This window comes from Acinetobacter sp. 102 (genome assembly GCF_037028485.1).
Taxonomy (GTDB): domain Bacteria; phylum Pseudomonadota; class Gammaproteobacteria; order Pseudomonadales; family Moraxellaceae; genus Acinetobacter; species Acinetobacter higginsii.
On record NZ_JAZEZK010000027.1, the window covers coordinates 1 to 22,264 of the forward strand.

General features: G+C 41.8%; 20 protein-coding genes. 13 read left to right on the plus strand and 7 right to left on the minus strand.

Annotated features, from left to right (window positions below; all coding sequences use genetic code 11):
- Window positions 1-240: 240 nt before the first annotated feature.
- Genes tauA through tauD form a run of 4 tightly spaced genes read left to right on the plus strand, consistent with a single transcriptional unit; the run spans window position 241 to window position 3,822 of the window.
- Complete coding sequence (tauA, locus tag WA352_RS19590; protein WP_171248646.1) at window positions 241-1,281, plus strand: taurine ABC transporter substrate-binding protein; 1,041 nt, start codon at window positions 241-243, stop codon at window positions 1,279-1,281.
- A gap of 9 nt (window positions 1,282-1,290) precedes the next feature.
- Window positions 1,291-2,082, plus strand: a complete 792-nt coding sequence (locus WA352_RS19595) for a taurine ABC transporter ATP-binding protein (protein ID WP_033133124.1) — start codon at window positions 1,291-1,293, stop codon at window positions 2,080-2,082.
- Window positions 2,079-2,960 (plus strand): taurine ABC transporter permease TauC, encoded by an 882-nt coding sequence (tauC, locus tag WA352_RS19600; protein WP_033133123.1) that lies wholly within the window; start codon window positions 2,079-2,081, stop codon window positions 2,958-2,960. Before WA352_RS19595 ends, tauC begins: the two co-directional genes overlap by 4 nt.
- A gap of 16 nt (window positions 2,961-2,976) precedes the next feature.
- A complete protein-coding gene (gene tauD / locus WA352_RS19605) occupies window positions 2,977-3,822 on the plus strand; it encodes a taurine dioxygenase (protein WP_033133122.1) in 846 nt (281 codons plus the stop codon).
- A 266-nt stretch (window positions 3,823-4,088) separates the two neighbouring features.
- Here tauD and WA352_RS19610 read toward each other — a convergent pair whose 3' ends face one another.
- On the minus strand, window positions 4,089-5,183 hold the full coding sequence (locus WA352_RS19610; RefSeq protein ID WP_033133121.1) for an AraC family transcriptional regulator: 1,095 nt from the start codon (window positions 5,181-5,183) through the stop codon (window positions 4,089-4,091).
- 62 nt (window positions 5,184-5,245) lie between these two features.
- Between WA352_RS19610 and WA352_RS19615 the strand changes: the two genes are divergently transcribed.
- Together WA352_RS19615 and WA352_RS19620 are read left to right on the plus strand one after the other, a co-directional pair.
- Entirely contained in the window at window positions 5,246-6,994 is a 1,749-nt protein-coding gene (locus WA352_RS19615) for a neutral/alkaline non-lysosomal ceramidase N-terminal domain-containing protein (protein WP_005321902.1), read from the plus strand.
- A complete protein-coding gene (locus tag WA352_RS19620) occupies window positions 6,991-8,277 on the plus strand; it encodes a D-arabinono-1,4-lactone oxidase (RefSeq protein ID WP_033133120.1) in 1,287 nt (428 codons plus the stop codon). The genes WA352_RS19615 and WA352_RS19620 overlap by 4 nt, the downstream gene beginning before the upstream one ends.
- A gap of 6 nt (window positions 8,278-8,283) precedes the next feature.
- Here WA352_RS19620 and WA352_RS19625 read toward each other — a convergent pair whose 3' ends face one another.
- Window positions 8,284-8,523, minus strand: coding sequence for a hypothetical protein (locus tag WA352_RS19625; RefSeq protein ID WP_032859721.1), 240 nt, complete (start codon window positions 8,521-8,523; stop codon window positions 8,284-8,286).
- On the opposite strand from WA352_RS19625, the gene WA352_RS19630 reads away from it, so the two are divergent.
- Window positions 8,522-9,685 carry an alanine racemase gene (locus WA352_RS19630; RefSeq protein WP_033133119.1) on the plus strand — a complete coding sequence of 388 codons (1,164 nt, stop codon included), beginning with the start codon at window positions 8,522-8,524 and terminating at the stop codon, window positions 9,683-9,685. The two genes, WA352_RS19625 and WA352_RS19630, sit on opposite strands and share 2 nt — an antisense overlap.
- A 63-nt stretch (window positions 9,686-9,748) precedes the next feature.
- Here the strand turns inward: WA352_RS19630 and WA352_RS19635 are convergent, their stop codons facing one another.
- From WA352_RS19635 to WA352_RS19645, 3 genes are all read right to left on the minus strand, one after another.
- Window positions 9,749-10,117 carry a hypothetical protein gene (locus WA352_RS19635; protein WP_033133118.1) on the minus strand — a complete coding sequence of 123 codons (369 nt, stop codon included), beginning with the start codon at window positions 10,115-10,117 and terminating at the stop codon, window positions 9,749-9,751.
- A 145-nt stretch (window positions 10,118-10,262) separates the two neighbouring features.
- Window positions 10,263-11,504 (minus strand): OmpP1/FadL family transporter, encoded by a 1,242-nt coding sequence (locus WA352_RS19640; protein WP_033133117.1) that lies wholly within the window; start codon window positions 11,502-11,504, stop codon window positions 10,263-10,265.
- Between the two features lie 262 nt (window positions 11,505-11,766).
- Window positions 11,767-12,207, minus strand: coding sequence for a universal stress protein (locus tag WA352_RS19645; RefSeq protein WP_033133116.1), 441 nt, complete (start codon window positions 12,205-12,207; stop codon window positions 11,767-11,769).
- Between the two features lie 248 nt (window positions 12,208-12,455).
- Between WA352_RS19645 and WA352_RS19650 the strand changes: the two genes are divergently transcribed.
- Both WA352_RS19650 and WA352_RS19655 read left to right on the plus strand, forming a co-directional pair.
- Window positions 12,456-12,746 carry a hypothetical protein gene (locus tag WA352_RS19650; RefSeq protein ID WP_005321921.1) on the plus strand — a complete coding sequence of 97 codons (291 nt, stop codon included), beginning with the start codon at window positions 12,456-12,458 and terminating at the stop codon, window positions 12,744-12,746.
- Between the two features lie 107 nt (window positions 12,747-12,853).
- A complete protein-coding gene (locus tag WA352_RS19655; RefSeq protein ID WP_004654699.1) occupies window positions 12,854-13,345 on the plus strand; it encodes a DUF2505 family protein in 492 nt (163 codons plus the stop codon).
- Window positions 13,346-13,388: 43 nt separating this feature from the next.
- Here the strand turns inward: WA352_RS19655 and WA352_RS19660 are convergent, their stop codons facing one another.
- Window positions 13,389-13,592, minus strand: a complete 204-nt coding sequence (locus WA352_RS19660; protein WP_033133115.1) for a hypothetical protein — start codon at window positions 13,590-13,592, stop codon at window positions 13,389-13,391.
- Window positions 13,593-13,724: 132 nt separating this feature from the next.
- On the opposite strand from WA352_RS19660, the gene def reads away from it, so the two are divergent.
- The 3 genes from def to WA352_RS19675 all read left to right on the plus strand — a co-directional run bounded on the left by def (window position 13,725) and on the right by WA352_RS19675 (window position 16,091).
- Window positions 13,725-14,207, plus strand: coding sequence for a peptide deformylase (def, locus tag WA352_RS19665; protein WP_004805557.1), 483 nt, complete (start codon window positions 13,725-13,727; stop codon window positions 14,205-14,207).
- A 116-nt stretch (window positions 14,208-14,323) separates the two neighbouring features.
- Window positions 14,324-15,601, plus strand: coding sequence for a glutaminase (locus WA352_RS19670; protein ID WP_005190294.1), 1,278 nt, complete (start codon window positions 14,324-14,326; stop codon window positions 15,599-15,601).
- A gap of 109 nt (window positions 15,602-15,710) precedes the next feature.
- Window positions 15,711-16,091 carry an endonuclease domain-containing protein gene (locus tag WA352_RS19675; RefSeq protein WP_033133114.1) on the plus strand — a complete coding sequence of 127 codons (381 nt, stop codon included), beginning with the start codon at window positions 15,711-15,713 and terminating at the stop codon, window positions 16,089-16,091.
- Between the two features lie 370 nt (window positions 16,092-16,461).
- Here the strand turns inward: WA352_RS19675 and metH are convergent, their stop codons facing one another.
- The gene (metH, locus tag WA352_RS19680) at window positions 16,462-20,148 is read right to left on the minus strand and encodes a methionine synthase (protein ID WP_033133113.1); all 3,687 of its coding nucleotides are present in this window, start codon (window positions 20,146-20,148) and stop codon (window positions 16,462-16,464) included.
- Window positions 20,149-20,586: 438 nt separating this feature from the next.
- On the opposite strand from metH, the gene WA352_RS19685 reads away from it, so the two are divergent.
- Window positions 20,587-22,218, plus strand: coding sequence for an inorganic phosphate transporter (locus WA352_RS19685; protein WP_005190284.1), 1,632 nt, complete (start codon window positions 20,587-20,589; stop codon window positions 22,216-22,218).
- Window positions 22,219-22,264: the final 46 nt, after the last annotated feature.

The following is a 22,264-nucleotide window of genomic DNA, read 5'->3' on the forward strand; positions in this document are numbered from 1 at the left end:
CATATTTAATTTAAAGATGAAATTATCAGGATTAAATATTTTACTTTTCAATTAAACAGCGGGATAAATATTTAAAAGGCTTAGTTGGGAAATTAAATGAAACAACACTAAAAATAAACCAATTGAATATAAAAACAGCAAAAATTGCCTAAGTCTTATTCTTATCTCATAAAGGAATAAGCAACTCACTTTTTCTTATTTTTAATCATAAAGCATGCCGCATACCATAAGCCTATATTGTTGAAAGATCATCTAATTATGGGCATCAAAAACTCTAAGCCGCTAATTGTTACAGCGATCGTCCTTGTGGCGATTGTTGCTTTTATTGTCTATCAAAATCAAAAAGATGCTGCACCTGTTCAGTCTAAAAATAACAAGGCAGTGGTGATTGCCTATCAAACTGGTGTGGATCCAACCAAGGTTGCACAAGCCAATGGTGATTATGAACGTGATAGTAATCAAGCAATTCAATGGCGCAAATTTGATGCAGGTTCAGATGTGGTTAATGCATTGGCTTCGGGTGATGTGGTGATCGGCAATATTGGTTCTAGTCCTCTGGCTGCTGCTGCAAGTCGTGATTTACCGATTGAAGTCTTTCTTGTGACGGCTAAATTAGGCGGTTCAGAGGCATTGGTGGTGAGTAACAAATCAGGCATTCAAAAACCTCAAGATTTGATTGGCAAAACCATTGCCGTACCATTCGTCTCAACCACGCATTACAGTTTATTGTCAGCACTCAAGCATTGGAATATTGCGGATAATCAAGTCAAGATTATTAACTTACGTCCACCAGAAATCACAGCAGCTTGGGAGCGTGGTGATATCGATGCAACTTATGTTTGGGAACCTGCATTAAGTAAAGTCAAAGCCAGTGGTCATGTATTAACAGATTCGAAACAAGTCGGCGAGTGGGGCGCACCAACCTATGATTTATGGGTGGTTCGTAAAGATTTCGCTGAAAAAAATCCAGAGTTCTTAAAAGCATTCGTAAAAACCAGCTTGAAACAAGTTGAAGCGTATCAGCAAGATCCAAAAGCATTTGAACAAAATGCGGACAATATCCAGAAAATTGCTCAGCTGACAGGCTCTGATGTGAAAGATATTCCTTTACTGTTATCAGGCAATATTTATCTGAATGGTCAGCAACAACACGCAACATTAGCGGGTGAGTTCGCCAAAAATATTTTCGACACAGCAACATTCCTCAAAAGCCAAGGCAAGGTGGATCAAGTAAAACCTGATTATCAAGCGAATGTCACCACCCAATTCTTACAGCCCTAGGAGATCTAAATGAGCGTATTAGCTGCCGAGCATCTTCATTTAACCTTTCCAAAACAGACCGTGCCTGTATTGCAAGATATCAATCTGAAGATTGAAGAAGGCACTTTGACTGTGATTTTGGGTGAGTCTGGTTGTGGTAAAACAACATTACTGAATATTCTGGCGGGTTTTCAAAAGCCAAGTTCGGGGCAGATTACACTGGATCATGAAGTGGTGACTGCGCCAGATGCACGCCGTGCGGTGGTATTTCAGGATCATGCGCTATTACCTTGGTTAAATGTCTCTGAAAATATCGGTTTTGCTTTGCAGCTCAAAGGTTTAAAAGAGCAAGACATTCAACAGCAAGTCGATGCAATTCTTAAAATTGTCGGCTTGAGTCATGTGGCTAAAGCCAATATTTGGGAATTGTCAGGTGGCATGAAACAGCGCGTCGGTATTGCGCGTGCTTTGATTAGCCACGCAGCCTTTATTTTATTGGATGAGCCTTTTGCTGCGCTTGATGCTTTTACTCGTGAAACCATGCAGCAGTTGGTCCTGGACTTATGGATTGAACAAAATAAATCCTTCTTCCTGATCACCCATGACATTGAAGAAGCACTATTGCTGAGTAATCAATTGGTGTTGATGACCGCTCGCCCAGGTAAGATTGTCGAAACTTTAAAACTGGATTTTGCAGAGCGTTATAAGCAAGGTGAATCCATTCGTGCGATCAAATCGGATCCTAAATTTATTCAATTACGCGAGCAATTGTTTGAACGCCTACGTGTGCAGAAACAAGCAGGGCATGAGGTGGCTGTATGACGGGGCAAGCAAAAAATACAGCCTATGAGGTGAGCAAGGCCGAGGAACTGCAATCGACGAATCAAACACAGTCAGGTTCGGTTTTTAGTCCAATTGGGTCCTTTTTTACTCGCCATCGTAGTTTAGCGCTCAGTTTTTCCAGTGTCTTGAGCGTACTGGTGATTTGGTATTTGATCACGGCATTAAAAATTGTCCCAAGTCTATTTTTGCCGAGCCCACAAGCGGTATGGCAAAAATTTCTAGAAGTCAGTCAACAAGGTTTTATGAAAGCCACCTTATGGCAGCATTTGGCAGCAAGTATTTCTCGTGTCTTATTGGCTTTAGTTGCTGCGATTGCGATTGGTGTACCTTTAGGTTTATGGATGGGGCTGAATAAGTGGGTTCGTGCCGTGCTTGATCCATTGGTTGAGTTATTGCGTCCGATTCCACCTTTGGCTTATTTGCCACTATTGGTGATCTGGTTCGGGATCGGTGAAACCACCAAAGTCCTTTTGATTTTCTTTTCGATCCTTGCACCTGTGATTATCAGTAGTACCCATGGTGTGCTGAGCCATCAGCTCAATCGTGAACGTGCTGCCTTATCTTTAGGGGCAAGCCAATCACAAGTGTTTTGGCATGTGATTCTGCCGACAGCCTTACCGCATATTTTAACGGGTATTCGTATTGGTTTAGGTGTGGGCTGGTCGACTCTAGTGGCTTCGGAATTAGTTGCAGCAGATCGCGGTATTGGTTTTATGGTGCAGTCTGCAGCGCAGTTCCTGATCACCGATACCGTAGTTCTGGGCATTATTGTGATTGCGATTGTCGCCGTTAGTTTTGAATTGTTTTTGCGTTGGTTACAGAAGCAATTATCTCCTTGGTATGGCCAACAGTTATAAGTGTGAGTAGTAGAAGATGACCTTAAATATTGAAGTTATTAAACCAACGATTGGTGCCATTATTCACGATGTTGATTTAAACACGGCTGATGAAAATACGACGCAACAAATTCAACAGGCTTTGCTGGATCATCATGTAATTTTCTTCCGTAATCAGCAGCTTGCACCTCAGGCACAAGCGGAGTTGGCACGTAGTTTTGGTTCTTTGCATATTCATCCGATTTACCCATCTATCGATAATGTGCCTGAAATCATTGTATTGGACAGCTGGAAACAAGACTTACGTGATAATGAGCTTTGGCATACTGATGTGACTTTCAGTCAGAAACCGCCATTGGGTTGTGTATTGCAAGCGATTAAGATTCCACCTGTCGGTGGTGATACCCTTTGGTCAAGCGGGGCAGCTGCATTTGCTGCCTTGGATCAAGGTTTGCAGCAAAAGTTAAAAGGCTTAACCGCAACGCATGACATTCGTCAGTCTTTCCCGATTGAACGTTTTGCGCATAACGATGTTGAGCGTAAAAAACTGGAAGAAACCTTTAAGCGTAATCCACCCGTTGTTCATCCGGTGGTGAGAACGCATCCGGTAACGGGTCAGCCGATTTTGTTCGTGAGTGAAGGGTTTACCACACGTATTAATGAACTGGATGAGACGGAAAGTGCTGAATTGCTAAAGTATTTATTTGCGCATGCCACCAATGAGCAGTTCCATTTGCGTTGGCAGTGGCAGGCAGGTGATGTAGCGATTTGGGATAATCGTTGCACACAGCATAAGGCGTTATTTGATTATGGTGATGCGCATCGGATTATGCATCGTGCCACGATTAATGGTGATGTACCGTTTTATCAAGCAGCGAGTTAAAATTTAGTTTTAATTTTTTTGCTTCGGTGGAATCTTATAGAGATCTCATCTTATTTTTAGATAAGCCTTCAGCTGGAGTTACTTTTGTTTCAGCAAAAGTAACCAAAACCATTGTCATCCACAAAACCTGTCTTCTTCCGGTATCTCTTTAAATTAATCGCAGAAATAGCATCTGATTAATCTCACGCAGGTTGTGGATGACCTGTAGCACCAGTAATTCCTGAGATATGTTCATTTTATATGAGTAGGTATTACGAACTAATCATTTAAGTAAGGTGAGTCTCTTGTTTATAAATAGAAGGCGCTTGCCCTGTCCAGCGTTTAAAGGCACGTCGGAATTCACGTAATTCGCTAAAACCCAATTGCAGGCTAATCTCACTCAGGGATAGGTTCTGTTCAATAAGTTGCTTGGCTTTACGCTCCAACACATTTTGCCGAATTTGTTGAAAGCTCAGACCTTCTGATAACAATTGTCGTCTTAAATGGCGTTCGCTGATCCGTAATTGTTCAGCAGCTTGTTGCATCTCAAAGCGTTCAGGTAAATGCTGTTCAATCAAATGATCGAGTAGATGCACATAACCCACTTGGTTGAGCTGGTCTATTTCTTTTAGGGCTTGTTCACAGATGTGTAGTGCAGTTGCATAGTTGGCTGGACTATAATTTTTTAAGCTGCGCTGCAATAGGCTAGTGCTAAAACGCATGATATTCCTGTCACGATTAAACTGGATCGGGCAGCCAAAGAGTTCGTTATATTGTTGTTGATATTCGCGTGGTAAATAGCTGAGCTCAAGACTGATCACATCATCATGATCGCCCAACATCGCATTTAAACAGGTGATGATGCTGCTAAATAATTCATCATAGAAAAAGGCTTTGAGTTCATTGCAGGGATAAGGTTCGGTGACTTCCAATTCACAAAGATCAGCGTGGATAGAAAAGTCGATATTCAAGACACTGCCAGAAATCCTATGGTAGCGCAGCGCAATGTCTAAAGCATCTGCAACCGTTTTACAGGATTGCATGGCAAAGCCCAAAATCCCCATCGAAATCAGACCTTCGCTACTGCCAAGCTTTAAGCCTAGGTTCGGTTGTTGATAGGTGGTCATGGCTTGACCAACCACATCACAGAGTTGGCTAAAACGAACCACAGCTTGGGTTTGCTGTATTTGTGCAATGTCTAAACCTGAATTCTGAAACCATACAGCATAATCCCACTGTTGCTGCTCTGCATAATGGATTAGGCTCGCCAGAATGGTGGGTGGAATAAATTGCTGTTGTTCATTTTTACAGTTGCTGCGTATAGGCATAAGTCCGTTTTGCCCCCCAAAGAAAAGTGTCTTTAACCCTGTTGGGTATCGCATAATTTTGATTAACTTTCAACATGCTTTAATACAGTTAGAAAAAGAATTGAAAGGAAGTCGTGATGTATCAGGTGGGTTGGGACAAGCAGCAAATCAAAATTACACCGAAAGGCTATGCCATGTTTGGTTATGGGCAATGGTCACATCGAGCCTATGAACAGCGCACAGCTTTATTTGCACGTTGCGTGAGTATTGTCGATCAGCAACATAACCGACTCCTGATCTGTTGTCTGGACGTAGGTTGTATTACCCATGCCATACGCAGCCAAACAATAGCGCGACTCACACAAATTCTAGATTCACCATTTGATGAAAATCAATTGGTCCTCATGGCAACCCATACCCATTCTGGCCCTGGTGGTTGTGGCTATGAAGCTTTATACAATATGCCAACCCCTGGTTTTGTGCCTGAACATTTAACTGCCATTGTTGAGGCGATTGTACTGAGTATTCAAAATGCGATTGCATCTGAACAAGACACCGAGATTTTCTTGGAGACTCAACATTTTCCAGAGCGTACCGCTGTCGCATGGAATCGTTCAATTAAAGCCTATAATCGTAATCCAGAAGTTCAGCCACGTACCGAAGCGGAAACGCATTTAGCCTTGAACCGAGAAATGCAGTTGATTGGTTTCTATCGTGAGCAAAAACTGCAGTCCTTTATTTCCTTATTTGGGGTACATGCAACCTGTTTAGGAAATTCCTTAAACGCCTATGATGGCGATAATAAAGGCTATGCAGCCGCATTCTCTGAGCAGGCTTTAATTGAGCAAGGGATTCAAAATCCAGTCACGATTTTTGCACAAGCAACTGCGGGAGATGTATCACCGCATTTTCATGGCAAAGATCAGCTCAAGATTCGCAATAAGATTAAAGGCGAGCAGGAATATCAATACGCGCAACAAAACGGGCGATATCAAAGTGAACTGGCTTTGACGGCTTTACAGTCAAATATTCCTAAAAATTTACATAAAGTCGAAGGCAAGATCGATGCGGTTTTGTCCTATGTAGACCTGAGTAATATTGAAATTCCAGATGAGTTCGCAGCGGGGCAAAAGCATGCCAAGACCAGTCAGCCTTGTCACGGTACCGCATTTTTTGCAGGTACGCCTGTCGATGGCTTAGGGGCGCCCAAACCCTTAATTATGGGGATGCAATTTTTAGCGGATCAATTTCGCAAACAAAAAACCAAGCACCCAAAAGCTGCTGATTTTGCAGACTATCAGCAGTTGTATGCCTCTCAAGGGCCGAAACAGATTTTACTGGAAGCAGGTGCCAAAAAGATTTTAGGGCAGCCGATTGGTTTTCCACCGAGTATGCTTGATCCGTTGATTGCAGAAATGAACCGACAAGTGAAAGCGGGAGCGATTCAGCACAGTCCTTTAGTTCCAAGCGTGGTTCCCTTACAGATTCTGCGATTAGGTCGATTGGCTTTGATTTGCTGTCCAGGAGAATTTACCACTATTGCAGGGCAGCGTGTCATTGATACGGTTAAACAGACGCTTGCCGCACAGGCTTCGGTTGAAAGGGTTTGGTTAGCATCCTACTGCAATGATTATATGGGTTATGTCACCACCTATGAAGAATATCAAGCGCAAGCCTATGAAGGTGGACATACCTTATTTGGTCAATGGACGCTAGCTGCCTGTCAGAGCAAATTCAAAGGTTTAGCTGAACAATTGTTATTAGAGAAAAATAAACGTCATTACGATGAAATGACACGACCACAACCGATTCCAGCACAGGAACTCGCAAAACGCAGCAATCATGGCAATTTAAAAACTGCCGTTAGCCAAGGAGAGGCAGTATGAGTGATTTAACACAAGGCATCTGGACGAACTGGTCAGGCTTCCAAAAATCTATGCCGCAACAGGTTTTACAACCAGCCAATGTGCAAGAACTACAGTCCATTGTTAAAGCGCAACAAAAAATACGGGTAGTCGGTGCAGGACATTCATTTACGCCCTTAGTCTGTACTGATGCCACCTTATTGTCTTTGGATCATATTGCAGGCATTGCATCGACAGATCTTGAACGATGTCAGAGCAGCATTTATGCGGGTACACGTTTATATGACCTAGATCAACATCTGCAACAGCAATCGATCAATCAGGCTTTGATGAATCAGGGCGATATTGATCAGCAAAGTCTAGCGGGGGCTGTCTCCACAGGCACACATGGGACAGGAGCAGATTTACATTGTATTTCGGCCTATGTTGAAGCTTTTGAGTTATTGACGGCTTCTGGTGAAATCCTGAAATGTAGCCGCACAGAATATCCTGAAATCTTTGCCGCAGGACGGGTGTCTTTGGGAAGCTTGGGTATCCTGACTCAGATCACCATGCAGAATCGCCCTCGCTATAAGCTGAAAGAGCATATTCAACTGTGTCCGGTAGAAGACATGATGCAGCATATTCAGCAATGGAAGCAGCAGCATCGACATATTGAGTGCTTTGTGTTTTCCCATGAAAAGCAGTTGATGCTAAAAACTTTGGATGAGACTGATGAAGCGGTTTTGCCGCGGAAGGAAAATTTTCCATCGGATGATACCTTGCTGACTTTGTGTTCAGAACTGACCAAAAACTTTCCTTCGCTGAATCCTTATTTACAGAAGCTATTAGGCATCTTTGTCAAACCGACAACCTATGTTGATTGGTCGAGCAAGATATTTCCAACGCCGCGTAATACCAAATTCAATGAAATGGAGTATCAGATTCCTGTTGATCGTGGAATTGAGTGTTTGGATGAAATATTGCATGCCTTAAGAAAGTATAAAGTGGCCACCTTTTTTCCGCTCGAATTTCGCTTTGTGAAGGGTGATGATATTTGGCTTAGTCCGTTTTATCAGCAGGACTCCATTTCGATTTCAGTGCATCAATATCATAAGCAAGACCCGAAGTTGATTTTTGATGTGGTTGAGCCGATTTTGCAGAAATATCGAGGGCGTCCGCATTGGGGTAAAATGCATCATATGACCAGCACACAGCTTCGGGCTTTATATCCAAAGTGGGATGATTTTATGGCTTTGCGCCAGCAGTTGGACCCAGAAGCCAAGTTTTTAAATCCCTATCTGGAAAAGCTGTTTTTAGGTTAAATAGAGTTATTTTATAAGCTGAAAGTGCTTAACGGAGTCATGTCGAGTTCTCATCCAATTAAGGGTTAAGCTTTCAGCTGGAATTACTTTGGTTTCACCCTGAGAAGCATTTGAAGCTTGGTAAGATGTATTTAAACTTCTTGCACTCAAAGCTTTAGTCGCTTTGGCTTGCTCAGGTTGTAGATGACATTCCCTCGTATAAGATGGTTTTTTAGAATCACAATTAAATAAAAAAGGTATAGCCATGTTGGATCATTATTTTAAACAACTCAATCTCGACCTAAAAAAGCAGGGGATTGCGATTCCGCAACTGATCATCGATGAAGCAGCGTTAAAACAAAATATCCAACATGTTCAGATTCGTCTTGCTCATGCCAAACATTTAAAAGCACGCTTGGTGGTCAAGTCATTAGCAAGCCTAGACCTACTCAAGTTGCTATCCGAACAGATGAATACGCAACGCTTTATGGTATTTCATCAACCGCATATTGTTTCGATCCTAGAAAATTTTGCCGAAGCCGATATTCTGTTGGGTAAGCCTATGCCTGCCCAAGCTGTACGTCATTTTTTTGATCAGCATGCGGAGTGGTCGAATGCCAAAATTCAGTGGCTGATTGATACCAAGCAACGCTTACAGCAATATCTCGAGATTGCCCAGCTCTATTCTCTGTGTTTGGATGTGAATATTGAAATTGATGTCGGCTTACATCGTGGTGGGGTACAGTCGACACAGCAACTGACCGAAATTTTAAAGCTGATTCAGCAGTATCCGCAGTATTTAAAGCTTTCTGGTTTGATGGGCTATGATGCGCATGTCACTAAAATTCCAGCCATCATTAAAAAACCTGAATTGGCTTATCACAGTTCACAGCAGACCTATGCCCATTATCAACAATTGATTCAAAAGCAGTTTCCATCGCTGTGGCATGATGCGCTGTGTTTTAATGGCGGTGGTAGCCCAACCTTTAGCTTTCATACCACTGAAAGTGTCTGCAATGATTTGTCTTTTGGTTCAATGCTCTTAAAACCAAGTGATTTTGACAGTGATTTTTTAAGGGCATTACAACCTGCGTTATGGATTGCTGCGCCTGTATTAAAAATACTGCCATTTACTCAGCTTCCTTCTATGTCTTTATTAGATAAATTGCCACATAAATGTAAGGCGCTGTTTATTTATGGTGGCTATTGGCTGGCTGATTATGTCTATCCTGATCAAGCGCATACCCATGCATTGTACGGGCGTAGCAGTAATCAGGAATTGATCAATGTACCGAAGGATTGTGATATTCAAGTCGATGATTTTGTATTTTTAAGACCAACCCAGAGTGAAGCAATTATTCCTCAGTTTTCTAAGTTAAAGCTGTATCGCAGACATGCTTTTGAGACATGGCAAACTTTTAGTGAGTGACGATGAGTCACTAAGCTTTGCTCATCAAGATTCGAGCTAAAAGTCTGCCATGTATTTTGAGCCTTAAAATAAATCGCTTAAATGGCAGCTTTTCGCTTCAGTCAGATTTTCAATGGAATCAACCAAGAGAATATTAATATCTTTTTCGCTTTTATACGCTGCAATCACTTCTACATAGATCGGCTGTTTTAGTTTTGTGGCTTTGGAGAGAAAACCTGATACCGCCTTTTGCTTAGACCAGTCCGCATCTTTCAACACATATTCATTCTGAGCAATATCGCATCGCGTTAAAATGGCTTTGTTATCCTGAATGGTTAGGGTGCCAATAAAAATATCCATGCTTTCTTTGGGATCAGGTGAATTGGCAAAAGTAGTAAAAGGAAAAACGAAGCTAGATATAAATATTGAAAAGACAAGAGGGATTTTTTTCATTGGATTTTTCCTAGAGATGACATTCATTATTAAAATAATGCTTTGAGATTCTAAGCTAATCCGCTGATTGAATGCCAGAAAAGAGCCAAGTAGGAGCAAGACTAGAGGTAGATCTGTTCCTACTTAGCATGATGAGTTTTTGTGACTAAAAACGATAGCCCATTTTCAAACCATAAGCGATTGCACTGTTATCTTTAAAATCGGCCTGTTCAGCAATGGGTTTAATTCCTGCTACAGGAATGTAATAGGTGCCGTCTTCGGCAATCACATCACCTAACCAGAAGTATTTAACGCCAGCCGCAATAAAGTAGTTCGGGGCAGGATTAAACTGAGCACCTAGACCAATCCCCCAAGACCCTTTGGTCGGATTCAATGTGGATGCAGGGTCGCCTGTACCAGAGTCCCAACTGACTTCAGTGGATGCACTCCATTTCTCAGTAAACTGATGTCCAAGTCCGACATTGACCGTCCATTGATCTTTTTGATAGCTGTCTAAATCAAAACCACCTGTATAGGTTCCTTCGCTGATTACGCCAGTGAGATACTCCGTCACTGCGCCAAATTGCGTCGGTCGAATATGAAAATCTTTCCAGTTGACCCAACGTAGATTGGTATAGAGCAGTGTGTCTTTATACACACCTGTTTGAAAATCAACATTCACCGATTGTGGCGTGGAAATTTTGGTTTTACTTGGGGTAGTCACTTCTAAAGGCTGACCGAACATGGTCTCAGTCACTTGCATATCGTGGTCGATCTTGGAGCGATAGGTCAGCGCAGCTTTTAAGGCAATCTCTGGGATTTGATAACTCAGGCCTGCCAGCCAACCGACTGCATGATCCTGTTTAAATTTGGCATCATAGCCATTAAAGGCTTCACTGTATGAATTACCACGCAGCGCGACATCACCTTTGACCGATTGATAGACAGCGCCGCCATAGAGTTGAACATTGCTAAAAGGACTGACACCCAAAATCATGCTAATGCTTTCAGTATCAACATTGACCGATGTGCCTTGCTGGGTAAATTCATTGTCCGAGAAGGTGTTATTCGATTGCATCGGATAGCGAATATCAGCACCAAAAGGCTGGTCATAGAGTAGACCAAAGCTGATTCGATCAGTCAGTTGAAGTTTGAGCGCGGCACTATAATATTGAAAGCTATTGCCCATATTGCCTGAGTTCAGGTTCTGTGGATCATTGACCAGTTCAGGACGATTACGGATTTTCCCCGAAATGTCAGCATCAACGGCTGTTGCACTGACTTCAACATAGTTACCATTTTCCAGAAAAGGGAGAATGGATTGTCCTGATTGGTCCAGTGCTGCCGCGTGATTCAATGTACTGATACATATCCCACACAGGCCAATCACCATTGGATTGAGTTTCATATTGATCATCCTTGTAAAACCGTGTCTTATTCTTAAACATGCTGTTTTTATTGACGGTCATTTTTTCTGGCGATAGTAAGCTGATTCGACTCACTATTTTGACTTGAAAATAAATGTCCAATTGCTAGTGAAGCATCTTTTTAAATCATGGAACAGGGTTATAAATGATCAATATGGGGGGCGAATCGGTCATCTATGCAACTTTGAGACAATAAAAAAACCTTGTATCGAGACACAAGGTTTTTTCAATTAAAGCAAATCGTTATTGCTTCACAATCAGCACTGGAATATGTGATTCTGTTAAAACGGCACGTGCCACACTACCCAGCAATAAACGTTTTACCCCTGTGCGGCCATGTGAGCCCATCACAATCAGATCTGCACCAACTTCATCAGCAACAAAGATAATGCCTTCACTGGCTGAACCATGATGAATTTTGGTATTCACCTGAATACCATCACGGACAAAGGATTGAGAAATGTCTTGTAGTTGTGTTTTGGCTTGTGCTTCGGCTTGCATAAAGTAATCGGTCACCGCAGGGGCAACTTGATAAAAATCCACACCGACAAATGGGTCAACCGCAACCACACTCAGAATGGTGACTTTTGCCCCAGATAGTTTTGCTAAAGAAAGCGCATGTTCGACTGCGGCATAGGAAATTGGAGAGTCATCAACAGGAACTAAAATATTTTGATAAGACATATTTACTCCTTATAGTTTATCGTTGTAAAAAATAGAAAACATAACAAGGTGATAACATATTGAGCCTGTGCTAGCAAATCAGCACAGCTTAAAAATATATGATAAAACTGAAAATAATGTAGAAAAACAGCGTATTCCGCAGCAAAATAGAGATATAAGAAAATCACTGTATTTTTGTAAGTCAGTTAAAGATTAGGCGGAAAGTTAACCATGCAATTCAAGCACAATTTAAATCAGAAGGACGCTTTGTGTTACTCAGTTTAGAGGCATTTAAACAACAAAAATTCGATCAGATGGCAGCTAAAATTATGGCCGATCCTGAGCACTACCTGACTTTTGATTCGGTTTCAGACTTTTACAAAGCGGCATGGTTAGATGAGTTTCCGCAAGGCACAAGATGGTCAGCTACAGGTTTGGATGATGGTGCGGAGCAGTTTTATGCGGTGATTGAATATGGGGATCATTATCTGTATATCAGTCGTATGGAGCGTGTCACGGTCAAATTAGGCATACGGCATCATTACAATAGAAATAACTAATCCGAGCAGTCATCCATTTTTGTCTGATCAGATTTAGAGATGCAAATGAGAATGCTATACTTTTGCGCAATGATGAAATCCTAATAAAACGAAATGGACATTTAAAAATGGCACATCAATTTACGGTTAATGAAACAATTCATGGTGTTTCAATTGAGGACTTTTCAAGACTGGTCGCGGATACTTCATTGCATGAAGCAGTGTGTAAGCGTATTCCAGGTGAAAATTTGGAAATTATCGAATCGAATATTCAGGGTGATATTTATACACTACGCCGTGAATATAATCTGGATGTTAATATTCCAGAGGTGGCGAAAAAATTATTAAAAAATGCGTTCCGTTTAAAACGTGCTGATATTACCCATTTGAAAAACTTAACCTCGACGGTTGAATTGGGTGCAAACTTACCTTTGGAAGCGAAGGGTGAGCGCAGTGTCACGGGTGACAGCGAAAAAGTGAATATCTCTTTAACATGGACTGTCAAAGTAAAAGTGCCGTTGATTGGTGGTATGTTAGAAAAGCATGCAGAAGGCGAAATCCGTAAATTCAGCACGCTTGAAATCGAGATCGTTGCAGATGAATTAAAGAAACACCTTTAATTTCTCAATGAAAGAAAGCTCTCCATTTGGGGAGTTTTTTTATTTAGAAGCGCAGAAAATAGGGAACAATTGAAAGCGCCACGCCAATGATACTGATCATGGCTGTGCTATCAATAAAATAGGTAAAGAGCATCAAGATAAGACCACATACCAAAGGCACGGTCATTTTCTGCTTTTTGCCATACATAAAATAGCCTAAGCCAATCGAGCTAAAGATGACACCTAGAAATAGTTGGGTTGCATTCATGTGCTTTGCCATTCATTATTTTTTTCGCGAATATATTATGACAAGATTCTTAAATGAAAATTATGGTAACGCGATAAAATATCCAATACGATAATATTCACTATTCGGTCAAAACAACGATAAGGGCGTGGGATGAGTGTAATTCTACCTGTAGCACAACGTGGTGAAGAAGTTTTAAAAATTAAAGCGGCAGCTGTCGCAAACGGGGAATTTAATAGTGAGTGGTTATTACAATTGGCATCTGCCATGCATGCGACCATGTTGGAGCGTAATGGTGTTGGGATTGCCGCACCACAAGTCTATATTTCTAAACGCTTAATTATTGTGGCATCTCGTCCGAATCCACGTTATCCCGATGCACCCGAAATGGATGCGGTAGTGATGGTCAATCCTGAGATTTTGGCATTTTCTCAAGAGTCTTGTTTAGGTGAGGAAGGCTGTTTAAGTGTGCCAGATGAGCGTGGGCAGGTTGAACGGGCGCAAGCGATAAAAGTGCGTTATTACACCTTACAAGGTGAAGTGATTGAAACCGCTTTTGAAGGTTTCCCTGCACGGATTGTTCAGCATGAAGTGGATCATTTAGATGGCATTTTATTTGTAGAACGTTTGAGTTAATTATGTATGTAAGCTCATAAAATCATTACAAAAGCTATAATTTTAATATGATCCGTACTCTGTACTATAAGCACTTATTTAAATTAAAACTTGAAACATTTAAAGGCTAGATGACCATGAAAACTCCACTTCCTGATTATTTGGCACATGTGATTGATGCCTGTGATATCGATAACAGTGGGCATCTCGCCGATTATATCCCTGAGTTAGCCAATGCCAATCCCGATCGTTTGGCGCTGGCCTTGTCTACCGTCGATGGTGAAATCTATTCCGTTGGGGATGATGAGATTGAATTTACGATTCAATCGATGTCTAAACCGTTTACTTATGCCTATGTGCTGCAACAGCTTGGCATTGATGCGGTATTAGAGAAAGTTGGGGTTGAACCTTCGGGCGAAGCCTTTAATGAAATTTCATTGGGTAAAGATCGCCGTCCTAAAAATCCGATGATTAATTCAGGTGCAATCACCACGCATTCATTGATTCCAAGTAAAGAGGATCTATCAGGCGCAGAAATTTTACGTCGATTTATGAGCGAGCTGGCAGGGCGTGAACTGCAATTTGATGATGCAGTATATGAGTCTGAGGTAAAAACAGCCTATCGAAATCTCTCGATTGGTTATATGTTGCGTACCGTCGGGATTTTGGAGTCCGATCCTGTCGATATTGTGAATGGTTATATCCGGCAATGCGCGATCTTGGTGACGGTCAAAGATCTAGTGAGGATGGGCAGTGTTTTTGCCAATGGTGGGGTTGATCCTAAAACTGGAAAACGCTTATTGAATCGTGCTGTGGTACGTCAAGTTCTGAGCGTGATGATGAGCTGCGGTATGTACGATGCCGCGGGGGATTGGCTCACAACGGTTGGTATTCCTGCCAAAAGTGGTGTCGCTGGCGGAATCTTGGGCGTGTTACCTGGTCAGGTCAGCATAGCGGCTTTTTCTCCTCGACTCGATGAACATGGCAATAGTGTACGCGGCATAGATATCTTGGAGCGACTCTCTCGTGATATGGGCTTGCATTTGATGGAAGGCACACCTTCCGCACAAACCATTGTGCAGAGTCATTATCGCACTGGAAAAGATGCTTCTTTGAGTGTCTATGTACTTCGCGGTGTATTGAAATTTACTGAAGCGGAAATGTTGTTACGGACGTTGCAATGTGAGCCTGTCAATAAAAGTTCTATTGTGATTGATTTAACTCAGATTTCCTTGATTCATGATGTCGGGAAACGGATGTTTCTGGAAGGCATTGATCGTTTGATCGATGATGGGCACACTTTGCTTTTAGTTGACCCTGAGCAGCGTTTGGATCATGCGCGAACGCATAAAGATCGAGTCTTGCATGTTTATCAGAATCTTGAAGATTTGATTGAGAAACATAAAGAGCTGTAAAGGCAAAGAACCTATATTTAAATGGTATAGGTTCTAAAGAGAGTTTATATATTGTGCTAGAGATGCTCGGATTTGGTTAAGCATGCGTCTGTTTTAAACGTAGGTATTGATGAAGCCTTATAATAAAAATCTAAAGCAAGCATCTCGAAATTTAAGAAGTAATATGACAGATGCTGAGCAACTGCTATGGCAAAGAATCAGACGTAAACAGATTTTAGGATTACAGTTTTATCGACAGAAGCCGATTCTAAATTTTATTGTGGATTTCTATTGTCCAGCAGTGAATTTGGTCATTGAATGTGATGGTGGGCAACATTATACCGAAACAGGGTTGGAAGCTGATCAAAATCGTGATCATGCTTTAAGTGAATTAGGGTTGATCACTTTAAGATTTAGTAATCATCAGATTTTGACTGAGATTGATGCTGTTGTAGAGCGGATTTATTATGTGGTTCGGCAAAGGTTAGAATCCCCCTCTTGCGAAACGTAGTTTCCCACCTTTTCAAAGAGGGACTTTACCGCGAATTGAATGTAGATATTGGATTCATGATACTCCCTCCTTTTTAAAGGAGGGTTGGGGAGGATTACAAGTTTCTGAATCCATTTTAGGTACAATAGCTGTATGTAGTTTTCTATGTATTTCCTTATATGTTATATAAAATTAATAATATTAAGCTAAGAGTCATGAGTATCACACTCAGAAAATATTTATTTTATAAATTATATATTTTTTATTTAAATATCAATTTAATCCCTCCCAACCTCCCTTTTCAAAGGGAGGAGCTGTCACGTAATTCATTTGATACGCAAAAGTTCCCCCTCTTTTTTAAAGAGGGGTTAGGGGAGATTAGAAGTCTAACTTAAGCAATCGAATCATCTAAATTTGGTGCTAACCAACGCTTCGCTTCATCCAATGTCCAACCTTTACGCTTTGCATAATCCTCAAGCTGATCTTGAGAAATCTTGCCTACGTTGAAGTATTCACTTTCAGGATGAGAATAATAGAAACCACTGACAGAAGAAGGCGGCATCATCGCAAAGTGTTCAGTCAACTTGGTACCGATCTTCGCTTCTGAACCTAACCAATCAAATAACACTGCTTTTTCAGAATGCTCTGGGCAAGCAGGGTAACCTGGCGCAGGACGAATACCGATATACTTCTCTTTGATTAATTCTTCATTGCCCAAAGTCTCATCAGCTTTATAGCCCCAGAATTCTTTACGGATACGCTCATGCAAGTGCTCAGCAAATGCTTCTGCAAAACGATCGGCCAAAGACTGAACCAAGATTGCTGAATAATCATCACCTTTGGCTTTATATTCATTTGCCAATTCTTCAGCACCGAAAATCGATACCGTGAAACCACCGAGATAATCGGTATTGTCTTTAGAAGTGCTAATAAAGTCCGCTAAAGATAAATTCGGTTTGCCTGTCACTTTGTCAGATTGCTGACGAATATGCTCAAAGGTATGCGTAACATTCTGACCTGCTTCATCAAACACGCTGACGGTATCCGCAGCTGTACGCTGTGCAGGATATAGACCAAAGACCGCACGCGCATCAAAACGATTATTCTCGATAATGTCTTTCAGCATCGCTTGAGCTTGGTTATACAAATCAGTTGCCGCTTCACCGACAACTTCATCTGTCAGGATTTTCGGGAATTTACCTGCCAAGCTCCAAGAAATAAAGAAGGGTGTCCAGTCAAAGTATTCAACCAAGGTCGCTAATGGATAGTTAGTAATAACTTGCGTACCTAAACGATTTGGAATCGGTGGCACATAGTTGTCATCCACCTTGAAACCATTTTCAATCGATTCAGCATAGCTGAGCTTGGCTGCTTTCGGTTGCTTGTTGGCTAGGCGTTCACGAATCTTGGCATATTCAGCACGGTGTTCTGCAATAAAATTGCCACGCATTTCTTTCGAGAGTAGGGTGGTTGCTACACCAACTGCACGCGAGGCATCGGCAACATAAATCACTGCATCGTTTTGATACTGCGGATCAATCTTCACTGCGGTATGGGCTTTTGAAGTGGTTGCGCCGCCAATTAACAGTGGAATGTTAAAGCCTTTACGCTGCATTTCTTTGGCAACAAACACCATTTCATCCAAAGACGGGGTGATCAAACCCGACAAACCGATGATGTCACATTTCTCATCAATCGCAGTTTGCAGGATTTTTTCTGCTGGTACCATCACGCCAAGATCAACGATGTCATAACCATTACAACCCAAAACCACACCCACGATATTTTTACCAATATCGTGTACGTCACCCTTAACAGTTGCCATCAACACTTTACCTTTGGATTGGCTACCTGTTTTTTCAGCTTCGATGTACGGATTCAGCCATGCAACGGCTTGCTTCATCACACGTGCAGATTTCACGACTTGTGGCAGGAACATTTTACCTGAACCAAACAGGTCACCAACTACGTTCATGCCATCCATCAATGCACCTTCAATCACATCAAGAGGGCGTTTGGCTTTTAAACGGGCTTCTTCGGTATCTTCATCAATATAGGTAGTGATACCTTTTACCAATGCATATTCAAGACGTTTTTCAACCGATTCATTGCGCCATTCAAGGTTTTCGGCTTCGCGTTGCGCGCCACTATGACCACGGAACTTCTCTGCCACTTCAAGCAGTTTTTCTGTGGCGTTTTGACCTGATTCACCTTGGTTTTGATTCAGAACAACATCTTCAACCGCATCTTTTAGTTCTTTTGGAATATCGTCATAAATCGCCATTTGACCAGCGTTAACGATCCCCATGGTCATGCCTTGTTTAATGGCATGGTAAAGGAATACTGAGTGAATCGCTTCACGCACAGGCTCATTACCACGGAAGGAGAAGGAGACGTTAGAGACACCGCCTGAAATCATGGCATGCGGCAAGTTCTGTTTGATCCAACCTGTCGCTTCAATAAAATCGACGCCATAGTTGTTGTGTTCTTCAATCCCTGTTGCCACGGCAAACACGTTCGGGTCAAAAATAATATCTTCAGCAGGGAAGCCCACTTCATTAACCAACACATCATAAGAACGTTTACAGATTTCACGCTTACGTGCAGCAGTATCGGCCTGACCTGTTTCATCAAAGGCCATTACAATAATCGCAGCACCGTACTGACGGCATAGGCGAGCTTTTTCGACAAACTCGTCATAACCTTCTTTTAAGGAAATCGAGTTAACAACAGGTTTACCTTGCACACATTTTAAGCCTGCTTCAATGATTTCCCATTTCGATGAGTCAATCATGATCGGCACACGAGAGATATCTGGCTCAGATGCAACGAGATTGAGGAAATGTACCATCGCATTTTGCGAATCCAACATGCCTTCATCCATGTTAATGTCGATGATCTGTGCACCAGCTTCAACTTGTTGCTGAGCTACTTCCAAAGCTTCGGCAAACTTTTCTTCACGAATAAGACGCAGGAATTTTTTTGAACCCGTGACGTTGGTACGTTCACCCACATTGACGAACAATGAATCATCAGAAATGTTAAATGGTTCTAAACCACTTAAACGGCAGGCTGGTTTGGTTTCAGGAATTTGACGTGGCTGAATGTCTTTGACTGCATTATAGATGGCACGAATATGATCTGGTGTGGTACCACAGCAACCACCTGTAATATTGATCAAACCGCTTTCAGCAAATTCTTTAATGAATGCTGCCGTTTGTTCAGGTGTTTCATCATATTCACCGAAGGCATTCGGTAAACCTGCGTTTGGATGCGCGGAGACAAAAGTATCAGCAACATCAGCAATGGTTTTTACGTGTGGACGCATCGCGTCTGCACCCAAGGCACAGTTAAAACCGATTGAGAGTAAATCACCATGACGTACTGAGTTCCAGAACGCTTCAGCAGTTTGGCCTGTTAAGGTACGACCTGATGCATCGGTAATGGTGCCTGAAATCATCAACGGCAGTTCATGACCGATTTGTTTGAATACTTCTTTGACTGCAAAGATCGCGGCTTTACAGTTCAAGGTATCAAACACAGTTTCGATCAAAAGAATGTCTGCACCACCTTCAATCAAGGCGTGGGCAGCTTCAATATAATTTTCTTTTAATTCATCAAATGTAATATTACGGAATGCAGGGTCGTTAACATTCGGTGAAATCGAACAGGTACGTGAGGTAGGGCCAAGTACGCCTGCAACAAAACGCGGTTTCTCTGGGGTTGAATATTTTTCACATGCTGCTTTGGCTAAGCGCGCCGCTTCACGGTTGATCTCTGGAACAAGGTCTTCCATGTGGTAGTCAGACATTGAAACACGGGTGCCGTTAAAGCTGTTGGTTTCGATAATATCTGCGCCTGCATCCAAATAAGCTTCATGGATGCCCTGAATAATCTGTGGTTGGGTTAAAACCAATAAGTCATTATTGCCTTTAAGGTCTGATGCCCAATCTGCAAAACGTTCACCACGATAATCTTCTTCTTCTAGTTTATGGCGTTGAATCATGGTTCCCATTGCACCATCAATAATCAGGATGCGTTGGGTAAGAAGTGATTGTAGGGTGGTAAGCGTGGACATTCAGAAACCCCAGTTGATGATCAAGATAAAAAGCAGGGGCATTGTAACAGAAGCTAGGTCAAAGCGCGTATTTTCAGCAAGCTTGAACAGTGATTCATCGGGTCACTTAGAAAATGTCATAAAATGTTCATGAAGTTGTCACAATTGAATTGAATAATGCTTAAAAAGAAAACATCCAGTTCGAAATGTGACAGTCTAATGTCATATTTCGTAGCGTTTGTTGCAAAATCAGACAAACAGTTCTATCGCTGTTTTTAGTTTTATAATGCATTGTTTTTTATTGATTAAAGTAAATGTCGGAGCGGGTTTATCGCAAGAAAATACAAAAAAATGTGATGAAAACATGAAATTTTGGCTTTATGTGACAGCCCTTTGTCATATAATTGTCATAATTTAATTAAACAATACAGGGGATTTTATTATCCTCTAACCGTCTACATGAATTCTAATCTTCCTCCTGTTTCGGATTCACCGCTTGCCAGCTCTCAGGCAAAATCGACGAATGTACATGTACCAACACCGAAATTCTTTATGCCGGTGTTTTTGACAATTATTGTTGCAACACTGATTTATATCGGTTTTCAGCTCAGTGCTGATTTGGCACATGTACCGCCTTTAAGTTTATATTCAGTTATTCTTTTATCGACGGCACTTTTCATTGCTTTAGGCTTTGAATTTGTAAATGGTTTTCACGATACGGCGAATGCTGTAGCGACGGTTATTTATACCAATGCATTACCTGCTCCAGCAGCAGTGATGTGGGCTGGTTTCTGTAACTTCCTTGGGGTTATGGTAGCGAGTGGTGCGGTTGCATACGGTATTATTGCATTACTCCCTGTAGAAATGATCATGAATGTCGGCAGCGGCGCTGGCTTTGCGATGGTTTTTGCATTATTAATCGCGGCGATCCTATGGAATTTAGGAACGTGGTTTTTGGGGATTCCTGCATCAAGTTCACATACCTTAATCGGATCGATTTTGGGTGTGGGCATCATGAACCATATTTTAAATGCTTCAGCTGGCGCGACCAGTAGTGGTATTGATATGGATCAGGTGATTAAAGTTGGTAAGGCATTATTATTCTCTCCATTGATTGGTTTTGCATTTGCAGCAATTCTATTCTTGTTGGTGAAGAAAGTATTTAAACGCCAAATGGAGCTGTTTCAGCCACCAGAAGGTAACAAGCCGCCACCACCAGTGATTCGTGCAATTCTAATTTTTACTTGTACAGGTGTGAGCTTTGCACACGGTTCAAACGATGGTCAAAAAGGCATGGGTTTAATCATGTTGATCTTGATCGGGTTAGTTCCATTGGCTTATTCATTGAACAAAAATTTAGACGCGCAGCATTTACAGTCTTTTGAACAGCTTTCTTCAAAAACAGCGACGGTTTTAAACGTTAATCAAAACGAGCTGACAGATGAGAAAGCGCGTGAAGTATTAACTAAATATATCCAAACCAAAGAACAAACGGCTGAAGTTGTACCTGCGTTAGCAAGTATGACAGAGCACTTGGGTACACGTGTTGCTGGTTATGGCGATCTTAAGGCGATTCCTGAAGCTGCTGTTAGCGAAATCCGCAATGACATGTATTTAAGCACCACCACGTTTAAACGTTTAGATAAAGCTGAAGCTTTGCCAGAAATGGATAAAGACCAAGCTAAAGTTGTGAAAGAATACCGTAGTAGCTTGGATTCATTCCTTCAATACATTCCAAACTGGGTGAAAGTTGCGGTTGCTCTTGCGCTTGGTCTAGGTACCATGGTGGGCTGGAAGCGTATTGTTGTGACTGTCGGTGAGCGTATTGGTAAGAACCACATGACTTATGGTCAGGGCATGTCTGCTGAACTTGTAGCGATGAGTACCATTGCAGCAGCGGATGGTCTTGGTATGCCAGTATCAACCACACACGTATTAAACAGTGCGGTTGCAGGTACTATGGTTGCCAATAAGTCAGGTCTAAACTTCGCAACGGTTAGAACAATTCTGTCTGCTTGGATCTTTACTTTACCAGCAACGATTACCTTATCTGGTGGTCTATATTGGTTGTTCCTACAGTTTGTTTCATGATCCTAAATACTTAAAAAGATCAGATTTAAAGGCTTTGCTTCGGCAA